This is a genomic window from Microbulbifer sp. ABF4_107, from assembly GCF_056312215.1.
This window is the reverse complement of sequence record NZ_CM149983.1, coordinates 3,929,390-3,942,809: the sequence shown is the minus strand read 5'-3', so window position 1 is coordinate 3,942,809 and position 13,420 is coordinate 3,929,390. Positions and strand designations below refer to the sequence as shown.

The following is a 13,420-nucleotide window of genomic DNA, read 5'->3' as shown; positions in this document are numbered from 1 at the left end:
CGACGGCAGCTTGCTGGCGGTACTAGATCACAACCACCACGGCTTTCGGCTCACACCCGATCACTTATTCTGTTGTGTGGAAAACATACAACAATAGTCAGCGGGGTGACAAGATAAGACGCGCCGCAGCGGGAGAACCAATCCCCCAATCTGCGGACCTCGTCTGGTTTCGAACAATTAAAACCACATGGACCAGAACGCACGTACTACGTGGGCATTGAAACTATAGGCAGGCTCTTCACCGGGCAGGTAGCTGCCATCGCCATCGTGCACACGAACATCGTGGAAGTTCTCGTAATCGAACAGGATGTAGTCCCAGTAGAGGTTCAGTGTATTTTTACGATTGAACAGTGCCCAGCGCTCGGGCATCTGGTAGGAAACCCCGAAGCCGATCGCGGTACTGCTGAAATCGCTCAGTTCTTTATCCCGAGCGCGGAAATTGGTCGCGTTCAGATAGGGGAAGAGATCACTGTAAAAGTCCGCACCGTCCTGCTTATAGAAACGCAGCTTGCCTTCAAGAATCAGGTTCTCACTTTCCAGTGGGTGGGTGTAACGAAACTCCAGGTTGTCGGCCTCGATACCCCAGCTGTCCGCGTAGCGGCGATATTCGGTTTTTACCGCGGCGCGGTAAGGCAGCATGTATTTTGCGCGCAGGGCTACCGCGTCGCTGTTGCGGGTAGTCGGGTAGAGTTCCGCCTGGTAACTGAACCCGGTTCCGGAATTAGAGTCCAGATAGCGCACGCTGCGGTAGGGATTATTCAGAAACCCTTCATCCGCTACGGTTTCCACACTCAGCTCGGCGATCAGTTTGGTGGTGAGAATCTGACTCCAGCCCAGGGAGTAGCGGCGGTGCTCCGCGTGCTCAAGAAAGTTCTCGTCGCCATTGCGCATCACATCGTCGCTGCCGTAAGTGGCACGCATGGACAGGGTGCTGAGGTCGCCGAAAAAATCCTGTGAGATACCGAAGCCAACCGTCTCCGCCTGGTAGTCGTTTTCGCTGGAATTGGTGTAACTCAGGCTCATGGTGGTTTTATCCACCAGGTAATCCGCCCCCACAGAAAATTCATCCCGCTGCTCTGTGTAACGACTGGCGGTGGCCTCCACGTCAATGGACGCGCCGGAAATCATATCCACGTAATAGTTGGCCGACAGGGATACCGTATTGCCAATATTTTTACGCACCAGGATCGAAGGGCCATCAATGGTGACACCACCGCCGCTATAGCTGTGATACAGGGTATCCGCGCGCTCTTCCGACAATACCGCGGCATTCACCACTGGCGACACCACGAAAACCAAACAGAGTAAAAATCGCTTGAGAGCGTCGCGAGCGAACGCGATTTGGTGAGCGCCGGAGCACAGCGCCCGCAGCGCACTTTTTGTGCGTGAGGAGACGCCCGGGCTGGCGCTCCAGCACCGCCGACCGCCAAAGCGTGGAGCGCAGTAGCTCTCAAGTAATTTTTTAGTTGCAGCCACAACCGCCTCCAGACCCACCTTCGGCGCCGCGGGCGGCTTCACGCGCTTCATAGACGTGGTTCATAAAACCGGCCGCCACGGGATCCCGCTCAAAACTCATGATCGGGTCGGCGAGGTAGTGCCGCTCGTACGGCTTTACCCAGGGCTCGGGCATGATGGTTTCGCAACCACCCAACAACAGTAGAGCCGGCAATAACAGAAGCGCGCGCATGGTCATGGCTTATTCCCGAATCAATTCCTTGATGATTTTTTTGTATTCGGCTTCGTCGCCAGTGCGATAGCCCTTGTGCACATAACGCACGTTGCCGTCCCGGTCGATAAAAACGGAGCTCGGCATGGCTTCCACACCAAACAACTTGCTCACATCACTTTGGGAATCGAAAAGCACCGGGAAATCTACCGGAATCTTATTCAGCATCGCCTGGGCATCCTGCGGATTTGCATCCACATTCACACCCCACACCTGAAAACCCACAGGTTCGTAACGGGCGTGAAGGTCGTTCAGCAGTGGCATTTCCTCGCGACAGGGACCGCACCAGGAGGCCCAGAAGTTCAGCATGATCACTTCGCCGCGCTGTTCGCTCAGCTTGAGGTTGCCATCTTTGAGGGAAGCCAGGGTGAAATCACTGGCTGGCACCTTGGCAATGGCGGGGGCTCCCGCGAGAAGAGCGGCGCTGGTGCAGAGGGCGGCTATCAGTTTACGCATGGAATAACTCCAATGGTTTTCTTTGTTGTGATTAGAAGTAAATCGACACGCCCAGCTGGGCGGACAGGTTATTGGTATTCAATGGCTCGCCAAAAATCTCGTGCTCGAAAATATGGTCGCGCACGTCCAGGCGCAGTGCGAGCCAGTCCTGGGCCAGCATGCGCACACCGGCGCCGATGTTGTAGGTGAAGTGTTCCTCACCGGCAAAATTGGTATTGCCGGCGCCGCCGATCAGGTACAGGTTGCTGTTGAGGGCAAACTTGTCGAGGATAAAAATCTCCCCGGGCAGGAAATTCCAGGCCAGGGACAGGTTGTACATGCTGAGGTCGCGCTCGTCCTCGGTCAGCAGCGGCGCCGACCCACTCAGCCGCTCGTAACTGGACTCCCCGAGCGTGGACTGGGCGTAGGCCGCCTCCATAAAGAAATCTTCATTAATGTGGTAAGCGAGGCTGCCGCCGATCATGCGGCTGGTACCGAAGTCTTCCACACTGAGAATGCCACCCAGGTACAGGGTGAACTCGAAGTCCTCACTGTCGATTTTGGCCTCGCGGATTTCGCGACGCTCCAGGTCCGGGGAAATAATATCGTCGATTTCCTGCCCCGCTTGTGCGAGTGCGGCAGAGGAAAAGGGGACCGCCGCGGCGCCCGCCAGCAGCAGGCCCGCGAGTTTTACATAAATACGTCGAATCCGAGTTTCCATTCGACTATCTCCTGGTTTTCGTCCCGCGAAGTGAGCAGGTAATGATTGGCAACTTCCGCGCGCAGGGCAAAGCGACGGGATAAATAGGTAGTAACACCGAGACCCGCGAGCATGGCGGTATCCTTGCGGTCTTCGGTCGCAACAATGGTGGCGTTGGGAGAGGTGATGTTTACCCCGGTACCCAGCAGAAAGTACGGGGACAGACGCCAGCGCGGAAACGGCTGATGTACTACCGCTATCTGATAGGTCTGGCTATCGGAATAGGCGCCGATGGTCTGCGCCGCGCGCACTTCTGCAGAAATATTGCCGGTAAAGCGGTAACCCAGTGAAAGTCCCATGGAGTTGGCACCGGCAAAGTCACCGTAGGCAAACCCCATACGCAAGCTCTGCTCGTGATAGTCGTCAATTCCGGGCGTGGGTACTGCGACCTGCTCACCTTGCGGGGTGTAGATTTCGTCCAGCTCGGCAATCTTGGCCCAACCCGTCTTGCCAGTGCGGGTCATCACCTTGACCCAGTCGGTGCGACGCTTGAGTAACCACAGCGGCTCACCGTACTCGACCACGTGATCAATCACGTAACCGCGACCAGGGCCGGTGTAAAGGTTCAGGAATTCCGCCCCGACAATGACCTGCTCGCTGTCGAATGACAGTGTTTGCGGCTGACGCTCGCCGAACTGGTGTGCGGAGAAGCTGTCGGTGACCAGTTCATCACTGGCAGTATCCGACTGTGCGTGAACGGGAGGCGCAATGCTCCCCAGCACCCCCAGGATAAAAAGGGCCGTGCTCACTGCCACGCCCCCATGTGCTCTGAAACCGAGCTGCCTGTTCATTTTTTAGTTAACCGGCGCTTCAAATGGATTGTTGTAATACTGCGCACCGATATCCAACCATTCGGAAATCAAACGCAACTCCGCAGCGGACAATTCTCCCTCATGTACGCCCCCGGCTTCAAACACATTGAAGAAGCGGCTGGCGTTGGCGCCGTTGGTGTCCATGATCCGCTGAATATTGACGGTAACCATAACAGGAATCGGGTTGCCATCGGCATCCAGAATTAATTCGCCATCTTCATCGGTCTCGAACAGAGGATTGCCGTTGTCGTCCGTATCCTGCACCAGCACATTCTGCACAGCGCCATCGCGCAGCTCCTGTGTCGGGTTATCGAAGATCAGCTCCACATAGGAGGTACTGTAATTGGTATTGACCCCGGACTGATCACCGCGCAGGTCAAGCTGGCCCGGCGGCACCTGCGCCATGCCGTCGGCATCGCGATTGCTGTGACAGGCGGTGCAGGTGCGATCTTCCAGCACCACACCCATCTCGTCGGTAATTTCCCGGGGCAGATCCCAGATTGGCTGGATGTGGTCCGGGTAGTGGATGATGGTGCGACAATCCGTGCTCCATCCGCTCTGGCAGGCCACGCTGGTAGGCGCCGGGGTCGGCAGATCACTCATCAGCAATTCGCTGGCAGGGTCCTTGTCGCGCAGCGCCGGATCGGTCCAGTGATCGACAAACTTGAGGTCTCCTTCCAGTTCCGGATGGCCGGCGATACGCGCCAGTACCTGCGCCATGGTTTCGCCCATGTCGGCAATCAGCGCAGGTTCGGTGTTGGGGAAGGGTGCGGCGCTGGTGGCTGCGCCGGCCCAGGCCGCAGCCGGTTCTTTGTCCGTGCGTCCGTGGGGCACTTCACTATCGCGGGTGTGGCAGCCCTGACACTTGCGCACCTCCCCGGCACGGAACTGCAGCCAGTTGTTGTGGCGCCCTACGATCCGGCGGCCATTGGCATCCACAACGGAAATCGCCAGGGGCATATCCGCAGGCACCTTGACCCGCACCGAGCCGTCCGGCTGCACCGGGGTGTAACCGATAATTTCACGCATCAGCTGGCTGCGATTGCGGCCAAATGCGGAGCGGTCAAAATCCAGCGTGTCGCGGTCGGGTATACCGACCGCTTTGACCACCCGAAGAAAACGTGCCGGGCGCTCGGCGGCAGTGGTTTGCAGTGGATCGGCGAGCACATCAATATCCAGTACTGCGCTGCCGTCAAAGTCGTAAACACTGCGAATATCCAGTACCGCCATACCCTCTTCGTAGAGGTCGCGGTCGATATCGATACCGGGAATCGGCTGGGGAATAAATTCCGCTACCGGGCGGGTATCGGCAGTAACCGCTTCGCTGATCATCATGCCTTCCTCCGGCTGTATGATCGGGCGCTGGGTGCCTTCGCCGTAGTCGTATATCCACAGTCCGTAGAGCGGGTCGGCGGGGACAATATCCGGTGTCGCCAGCCACTCGTCGGTACAGGGCTGCGGGGTTTCGGTTTCCGGGTCGATCACCCGGCATTCACTCCAGCTCACCAGCAGGCGGCTGGTGCCATCGTGAAACGCCCAGGCATTGGCAAACAGTCCATGGGGCGACAGGCCACCATCGGTAATCACCTGCTCGACGGACAGGGATTCCTGCCCTTCCAACACGCCTTCCTGCTCCGGCTCACTGTAGGCCTCGGTGTAATTCTCCCCGTCGATAACCACCATATCGCCGCCGTAGGTAATACCCTCCGGGGCCCGCAGGGTGACGAGAATTCGACCATCCGGCATCTGCTGGGGTTTGCTGAAGGTTGCCGGGATCGGGTCTTCACCGCTGCCAGTGCCTGTCGCCTGGCTGTGGTAACCGTAATAAAACTGAAGATCCGTACCGTCAGGTTTTACGGTGTAGAGACTGAGGCGATCCACCCCGCCCATATTATCCCAGCGGTTGAACAGGATGCGGCCACTGGACAGCACTGTTGGCGACAGGTCGTGGCTCTGGTTGTAGGAGATCTGCTGGATATCGCTACCGTCGGACTCCATCACATGCAGAACAAACGCAGCTTCATCCAGGTTTTCAGCCAGGGCGGAAAACTGCGGCTTGTTGTCGTCGAGCAGTAACGCGCGGGAGCGGCGCTGGCGGGTAGAGGTAAACACCAGGCGACCGTCAGGCAAAAAAGCCGGGGATATATCATCCCCTTCCTCGGCGATCAGGTCAGACTGAATAACCCGCTTGAGTTGCGCCGTGTCGAATTCATACAGCCAGATATTCCAGCTGGGCTGTTCATCGTCGTCCAGGCCATCGATATCCGGCGCGCGCATGGAAAATGCCAGCTGGCTACCATCGGCTGACACCGCCAGATCTTTTACGTCGTAGCCGCCTTCATAAACAATGCCCGCTTCTTCGTCACTGACAAACAGCCCTTCCGTCAGAGAGCGCTCCGGCGCACTCGCAGTGGCGCGGTCGCGCAACAACAGCTCGGCACCGGGATTAAACGCGGAGGGCATATAGATGCTGTCACCCATCAGCGCGTCATCTTCATCGCGATTGAGTGCGCGACGCACGTACACCACGGGGTAATCCACCACCACCGGGTCTTCCGCCTGGTCGCCACCGCCGAGACTGGACCCGTCACCAGACCCGCCACCGCACCCTACCAGGGCAACTGCGGAAAAAATCGACAGTAGTGACAATTTCCGGCCAACCGCCGCAGCCCGCGTGCAAAAAATGTTCAAGAGTCCACCTCTTTTATCGCCACCCCTGTGCGCGGCGTTGTATTTTTCAACAATTTTTGTGAATTTTTAGCGACAGCTCACCCGTGCCACGTAGTACTCACTCACCGCAGCAGCCGCAGAATAGCTGGATATTCGCCAGCCAATGACGCCAGAATAATTTCTGATTCTCCCGTTTGGTCTGGGTAATCTCAAGTTGTGCACAAGTAATTTGCCAACCAGAACACGCTTTATATTTTTGCCGCTGGCGTATCCCTCCGCATTCTTTACTATCTGGCGAGGTTACAACGCATACAGTCCCCACGGTCAGACCCAGATGGCAAAACCCCTTTGGCGAAACCCGGGCACGAGAACCAGACGCGAACAAATCCAATCATGAAAATAAATTCGCCCGCCGCGCGCGCACTGCTCGCGGCGACCGCCTGCTTCGGCGCCTCGCTCCCCATGTCTGCCGTCGCCGGCCCGGAAGAGCAGGCGGCGCAAATGCACAGCCGGCTGACCGGGGTAAAACCCAGCATCGAAGTGCTCACCGCCATGGCAGAAGACATCGCCAGTGGCGATGCCAACGCCGCGGCTGAGCGGGCGATGGAAAATGATGCGTTCTACAACGTCACCCTGAAAAACCTGGTGACGCCGTGGACCAACCGCGATGGCGACAACTTTGCACCGCTGAACGATTACACCGCAACAGTCATTGGTATGGTGCGCGACGACGTGGATTTTCGCGAGATTCTCTCCGGCGATATTATCTACACCGGCGCTTCCGGGTTGGGCCTGCCCGCTTACAACAGTGCCAACAACGACCATTACGAGTCACTGGAAGCCGCAGGGTATCCACTGCAGACGACGCTGGAGCGAAAGACACAATCTTCCGTTACCGGCCTTCCCAGTGAAGCCACCGCCGGAGTGATGACCACCCGCGGCGGCGCCAAGGCCTTTTTCTATGCCGGCACCAACCGCGCTATGTTCCGCTTCACCCTGATGAACCATCTGTGCCGCGATCTGGAGCAGGTGCACGATACCTCAAGACCGCCGGATCGTATCCGCCAGGATGTAAGCCGCAGTCCCGGCGGCGACAGTCGCGTATTCCAGAACAATTGCGTGGGTTGCCACAGTGGCATGGACCCCATGACCCAGGCCTTCGCGTATTACAACTTCGAGTACGACGTGGACAATGATCCCACCGGCGAAAATGGCCGACTCGACTACAACCGCGCCGGTGAAACCGACCCGACCACCGGAACACGCGTGCAAGCGAAAAACCATATCAACAGCGCCACCTTCCCCTACGGCTTTGTCATTCCCGACGACAAATGGGACAACTACTGGCGCGAGGGGCCCAACCTCCATCTGGGGTGGAGCGAAGCGCTGCCCGGCTCTGGCAACGGTGCAAAATCCATGGGGCGGGAACTTGCCAACAGTGAAGCCTTTGCCCAGTGCCAGGTCACCAAAGTATTCGAACAGGTGTGCCTGCGCGCACCGGAAGACAGCAGCGACCGCAATCGTATCGACAGCATCACCGACAGCTTCACCAGCAATGGCTACAAACTGAAGCAGGTATATGCCGATACTGCTGCTTACTGTGCGGGGGAATAAATTCATGAAACACCAAACCGCACTCAGTGATTCTTTTGTTACCAAAACCCCGCTGCAAGCCATATTCGATCTGTGTCAGGTCATGACACCGCCGCGTCTGCGCCGCGCCGCACTACTGGCGACCGTGTTCAGCTCCGCCGTACTCGTCGCCTGCTCCGGCGGCAGCGGCCAGTCCACCGAGGAATTACCAAACACCAATCCGGACTCCGGTGATACCAGTTATTCCGGCCCCGCACCGGAAAGCGAGGACGTGCAGAATTACAAACGCTATATCTGGGACAACCTGGCGGCGGAAAACCGCTGCGGCAGCTGTCATGTCGAAGGCAACCAGAGCCCGCGTTTTGTGCGCAGTGACGATATCAACCTGGCCCACGGCGAAGGCCGCGAGCTGGTGAACCTGAGCTCACCGGAAGAATCTCGCCTGGTTACCAAAGTGGCCAGCGGCCACAACTGCTGGCTCGCCAGCGCCGACGCCTGTGCGGAAATCATCACCAATTACATTGAGGACTGGGCATCTGCGGCGGGCTCCGAGGCCAGCACCATCACCCTGACTCCACCCACCGAGCGCGAAGTCGGCGCGAGCAAAAGTTTCCCCGCCGCCAGCGGCAATTTTGCCACCACCGTCTACCCACTGCTGGAAGAGTACTGCGCGAGCTGCCACAGCGAAGACGCTGAAACGGCGCAACAGCCGTACTTTGCCAGTAGCGATATCGACCAGGCCTACGAGGCCTCAAAAGCGCGGATCGATCTGGACAGCCCGGAGAATTCCCGCTTCGTGGTACGCCTGGGTAGCGACTTCCACAACTGCTGGGGTGACTGTTCAGAAAACGCCGACACCATGGCAGCGGCCATTCGCAATTTCGCCGATGGTATTTCCCTCACCGAAGTGGATCCCAACTGGGTAATCAGCAAAGCGCTGTTTCTTACCGACGGCGTGGTGAGCAGTGGCGGCGGACGTATTGAAAACAATGCCATTGCCCTGTACGAGTTCAAATCCGGCAGCGGCACCACCGCATACGACACCTCGGGCATCAACCCCGCCATCGATTTGAACCTGTCCGGGGACGTGGAGTGGCTGGGTTCCTGGGGTATCCAGCTGGCCGGCGGCAAGGCCCAGGCTGCCACCGCCACCAGCAAACGCCTGTTCGACACCCTGAGCGGCACCGGTGAATACACCATCGAAGCCTGGGTCGCCCCCGCCAACGTGGTGCAGGAAGGCCCGGCGCGGATCGTCAGCTACTCCGGTGGCAACGACATCCGCAACTTCACCCTCGGCCAGGCGATGTACAACTACACCTTCCAGAACCGCAACGACGCCAGCACCGATGCCAACGGCATGCCGGCGCTGATCACTGAGGATATGGCGGAGCGGGTGCAGGCCACCCTGCAACATGTGGTCGCGACCTTTGACCCGATCAACGGCCGCCGTCTGTATGTGAATGGTGAATTTACCGGCGACGCCGACCCGGTAGAACCGGGCCTGTTGTCCACCTGGGATGACACCTTCGCCCTGGCACTGGGCAGCGAGGTATCCAATGCAAACCAGTGGCACGGCTCCATCCGCCTGCTGGCCATTCACTCCCGCGCCCTGACCCAGGACGACATCCTCACCAATTACGAAGCCGGCGTGGGAGAAAAGTACCTGCTGCTGTTCAAGGTGGAAGAGGAAACCGGCGTGCCCCAGGGCTACGTAATGTTTGAAGTACAGCAATACGACAACCACGGTTACCTGTTCAGCGAACCCAAATTCATCACCCTTGAAGATGGCGTCACACCGGACGGCATCGAAATTGAAGGTATGCGCATCGGCATCAACGGCCGCGAAGCGGTGGTTGGTCAGGCGTGGGCGAATCTCGACACAACCGTAACCGCGGCGGATTACGATCCGGCAACCGGTCAGAAGCTGTCTCCCCTGGGTACCATCATCACCCTGGAAAAAGGCCCGACTTCTGACGAATTTTTCCTGACCTTCGAGCGCCTGGGCAACGAAGAGTTTGTGCGTGTGGAAGCCACCCCGGCGGCGCCGGCCATGCCTTCAGATCTCACTCCGCAACCGCGTATCGGTATCCGCCGCTTCGAACAGATCCACGCGGCGCTATCTGCAGCCACCGGCATCTCCAGCGCGCACCCGGCGGTGGTCGACACCTGGGAAAAGGTGAAACAGCAGTTACCGGTTGAATCCGATGTGCGCGGCTTCCTCGCCGCTCAGCAGATGGGCATCACCCAGCTGGCGGTGAAGTACTGCAGCACACTGGTGGACGACGAGACCGCACGCGCCAGCTACTTCCCGGGCTTCGACTTCTCTGCCGGGGCGAACAGCGCCTTCGACGATGACACCAAGCGCGCCCAGATCATCGATCCACTGCTGGAAAAGCTGTTGGGCCGCCCAATCACCTGGTCTGCCGCCATGGGTGGGCACACCGCCCAGCTGGCCAGCGCTCCGGATGAGAGCGCGGTGCGCGCGGAGCTGGACGGATTGATCGATACCATGACGGAGTGCGGCGGAAGCTGTAGCGCGGATCGCACCACGACCACTGTGAAGGCTACCTGTGCGGCGGCTATGGGTAGTGCGATGATTTTGATTCACTGATTTCAATACAACGGACTACCTCGATAAACGGGGACCCCGGAAGAGCCATGAGCAAGAAAAAATATTTTGAACTGGACCAACCACTGCGCCACCCGGACCACCACCGGCCGGTGAGCCGACGGGACTTTCTCGGCCAGGGCTTTCGCGCGGGTATGGCGACGGTGCTGGGCGGTTCGGTCTTCAGCCTGTTTGCCAATCCGCGTTCAGCCCAGGCCGCGCTGTCTTCAGACCTGGAAGCCATGCGCGCAACCTGCGGCGTCAGCGCCAACGGCGCTGGCAAGATCCCGTTTATCTGTTTCGACCTGGCTGGCGGCGCCAATATTGCCGGCTCCAACGTACTTGTCGGCAAACAGGGCGGACAGTTCGATTTTCTCAGCACCGCCGGCTACAGCAAACAGGGCCTGCCCGGTGACATGGTGCCATCGCTCACCGATGGCCTCGGCAACCCGCTGTACAACACCGACCTCGGCCTCGCCTTCCACAGCGACAGCCAGATGCTGCGCGGTATTCTGGAAAAAGTCGGCCCCGGCACCTCCGGCGCCATCAACGGCGCAGTGATTCCGGCACGCTCCGAAAACGATACCGGCAACAATCCCCACAACCCCATGTACGGCATCAATCGCGCCGGAGCCAACGGCTCACTGCTTGCACTGATCGGCTCACAAACCAGTGAATCCGGCGGCAACTCCATGGCACCCATGGACCTGATCAACGCGGAAGTGCGCCCCACCAAAATCGACCGTCCCTCCGACGTCACCGGCCTGGTGGACGTGGGTGACCTTGTGGGCCTGCTCAGCCAGGAAGATACCGTCGCAGTCATGGAATCCATGTACCGTATCTCCAACGCCAAACTGGGCAAGGTAAATACTCAGGTCAGTAATGATGCGGTCATCAAGGATCTGGTGAAATGCGGGTATATGAAGAGTGCAGATCTGGCGGATCGTTTCGGTAATCCGAGCGCGCTGGACCCGGCGCTGGATCCTGATATCGTCGGCCCCGGTGGCATTTTCTCCTCCGATGAATTCTTCGGCGATCGCGAATTCCAGAAGGCCGCCTCCACCATGAAACTAGTGGTCAACGGCTACGCCGGTGCGGGCACCATTACCATGGGTGGCTACGACTATCACACCGGTGACCGCGCAACCGGCGAGATTCGCGATCTGCGCGCCGGCCGCTGTATCGGCGCCTGCCTGGAATACGCCGCGCGGGTTGGCCAGCCACTGATGGTGTACGTATTCAGTGATGGCTCCGTATTCAGTAACGGTATGATCGACGATTCCGCGGAAGGTCGCGGCAAGGGTGTGTGGACCGGAGACAACCAGCAAACCGCGGCGTCTTACTTCCTGGTTTACAATCCCGCGGGCCGCCCGCAGCTGTTAGGTGGCAGCACCGATGAGCAGGCGCGGCACCAGCAACTTGGCTATATGCGCCCCTCCGGCGATGTGGAAACCGCGGGCAGTCCGGCCGCCAACAACGTCAACCAGCTGGTACAGACCGTGGTGCTCAATTACATGGCACTGCACGGAGAGCAGGGCAGTTTTGCCAGCCTGTTCCCCAATCACGGCCTCGGCAATGCCAGCCTGATGGACAGTCTCACGGCATTTGCACCAATCCGGTGATTCCGTACTTAACGCACTGACACAGCAAATATAAAACGATGTACCCAATGCGCCTGCTTCTGATTGCCTGCACCCTGCTGGGGTCCGCCACCACACACGCCGAGTGGCACTACGACAAGCAGGCAATCATGGGTACCGAGATACACCTGCAGTTCTGGCACGAAGACGACAAAAAAGCGCAGCAGATTAACCGCGCGGTGATGGACGAGTTCCGCCGTCTGGACGCAGCCCTATCCCCCTATAAAGAAGACAGCGAGCTCTCCCGGGTCAACCGGGAGGCGGGGCAGGGCCCCGTGCAGATATCCGACGAGCTGGCACGGATTGTGGATAAGTCCCTGTTTTACAGTAAACAGACCCACGGGGCTTTCGACATCACTTTTGCCACCCTGGGCAGCCTGTACAATTTCCGCGAAGGCAAACAGGTGGACAGGGAAACTACCGAAAGTCTGCGCGACGCCATCGGCTATCACCACCTGCAGCTGAACCGTAGCGCCGGTACGCTTCGCTATGGCGACAGCCGCACCAAAATTGATCTCGGTGGTATTGCCAAGGGTTACGCGGTAGACCGCGCAGTGAATATTCTGAAACAATACGGTGTCACCAATGCCAATGTGAGCGCCGGAGGCGATGCACGGCTACTGGGAGACAAACGGGGTAAACCCTGGCTGGTGGGCATTCGCCACCCCAGGGATAAAAGCAAAAATGCGGCGGTGATACCGCTGGAAAATACCGCGATCTCCACTTCCGGAGATTACGAGCGGTTTTTTATCGATGACGACGATCACCGGGTACACCATATCTTCAACCCGGCCACCGGCAAGCCAGCAGACACCGACAGCGGATCAAAAAGCGAGGGAACCGAAAGTGACCCTGCGGAAGAAAAACTGATCAGCGTCAGCGTCATTGGCCCCGCCGGGTTCGATACCGATCCTCTGTCCACCAGTGTCTTTGTACTGGGTAAAAGTAAAGGGCTGGCACTGATCGATAAGATGGACGGATATGAAGCGATAGTCATTGATGCCAATCGACGCATGTTTTTTTCCCGCGGCCTGGCGGACCGGTAGCTCGATGCACCGTTGGGGGAGCTGCCCAAATCTGTCACCACCGTGAAATACCCTGCGTGCCGCAACGCAAACGTGAACTGCGTCACAACCAAAATGTGACACCCGGGCATAATCGCGCGTCCAATTGTGC

10 protein-coding genes are annotated in these 13,420 nt (G+C 58.6%); 4 read left to right on the top strand and 6 right to left on the bottom strand.

Annotated features, from left to right (window positions below; translation table 11 throughout):
- Positions 1 to 177: 177 nt before the first annotated feature.
- The 6 genes from ACYX4K_RS16230 to ACYX4K_RS16205 form a co-directional block, all read right to left on the bottom strand.
- Positions 178 to 1,287, bottom strand: coding sequence for a DUF3570 domain-containing protein (locus tag ACYX4K_RS16230; RefSeq protein ID WP_475091112.1), 1,110 nt, complete (start codon positions 1,285 to 1,287; stop codon positions 178 to 180).
- 175 nt (positions 1,288 to 1,462) lie between these two features.
- The gene (locus ACYX4K_RS16225) at positions 1,463 to 1,693 is read right to left on the bottom strand and encodes a DUF4266 domain-containing protein (RefSeq protein WP_475091113.1); all 231 of its coding nucleotides are present in this window, start codon (positions 1,691 to 1,693) and stop codon (positions 1,463 to 1,465) included.
- A 3-nt stretch (positions 1,694 to 1,696) separates the two neighbouring features.
- Entirely contained in the window at positions 1,697 to 2,182 is a 486-nt protein-coding gene (locus ACYX4K_RS16220; protein ID WP_475091114.1) for a TlpA family protein disulfide reductase, read from the bottom strand.
- A gap of 31 nt (positions 2,183 to 2,213) precedes the next feature.
- Complete coding sequence (locus ACYX4K_RS16215) at positions 2,214 to 2,882, bottom strand: outer membrane beta-barrel domain-containing protein (RefSeq protein ID WP_475091115.1); 669 nt, start codon at positions 2,880 to 2,882, stop codon at positions 2,214 to 2,216.
- The gene (locus ACYX4K_RS16210; RefSeq protein WP_475091116.1) at positions 2,852 to 3,670 is read right to left on the bottom strand and encodes an SH3 domain-containing protein; all 819 of its coding nucleotides are present in this window, start codon (positions 3,668 to 3,670) and stop codon (positions 2,852 to 2,854) included. Before ACYX4K_RS16210 ends, ACYX4K_RS16215 begins: the two co-directional genes overlap by 31 nt.
- 45 nt (positions 3,671 to 3,715) lie before the next feature.
- A complete protein-coding gene (locus ACYX4K_RS16205; RefSeq protein WP_475091117.1) occupies positions 3,716 to 6,424 on the bottom strand; it encodes an HzsA-related protein in 2,709 nt (902 codons plus the stop codon).
- 372 nt (positions 6,425 to 6,796) lie between these two features.
- Between ACYX4K_RS16205 and ACYX4K_RS16200 the strand changes: the two genes are divergently transcribed.
- The 4 genes from ACYX4K_RS16200 to ACYX4K_RS16185 all read left to right on the top strand — a co-directional run bounded on the left by ACYX4K_RS16200 (position 6,797) and on the right by ACYX4K_RS16185 (position 13,290).
- Positions 6,797 to 8,017: a hypothetical protein gene (locus ACYX4K_RS16200; protein ID WP_475091118.1), complete on the top strand. Its 1,221-nt coding sequence runs from the start codon at positions 6,797 to 6,799 to the stop codon at positions 8,015 to 8,017.
- A gap of 82 nt (positions 8,018 to 8,099) precedes the next feature.
- Positions 8,100 to 10,607: a LamG domain-containing protein gene (locus ACYX4K_RS16195; protein WP_475093901.1), complete on the top strand. Its 2,508-nt coding sequence runs from the start codon at positions 8,100 to 8,102 to the stop codon at positions 10,605 to 10,607.
- A gap of 47 nt (positions 10,608 to 10,654) precedes the next feature.
- Positions 10,655 to 12,226 carry a hypothetical protein gene (locus tag ACYX4K_RS16190; protein WP_475091119.1) on the top strand — a complete coding sequence of 524 codons (1,572 nt, stop codon included), beginning with the start codon at positions 10,655 to 10,657 and terminating at the stop codon, positions 12,224 to 12,226.
- A gap of 47 nt (positions 12,227 to 12,273) precedes the next feature.
- Complete coding sequence (locus tag ACYX4K_RS16185; protein ID WP_475091120.1) at positions 12,274 to 13,290, top strand: FAD:protein FMN transferase; 1,017 nt, start codon at positions 12,274 to 12,276, stop codon at positions 13,288 to 13,290.
- Positions 13,291 to 13,420: the final 130 nt, after the last annotated feature.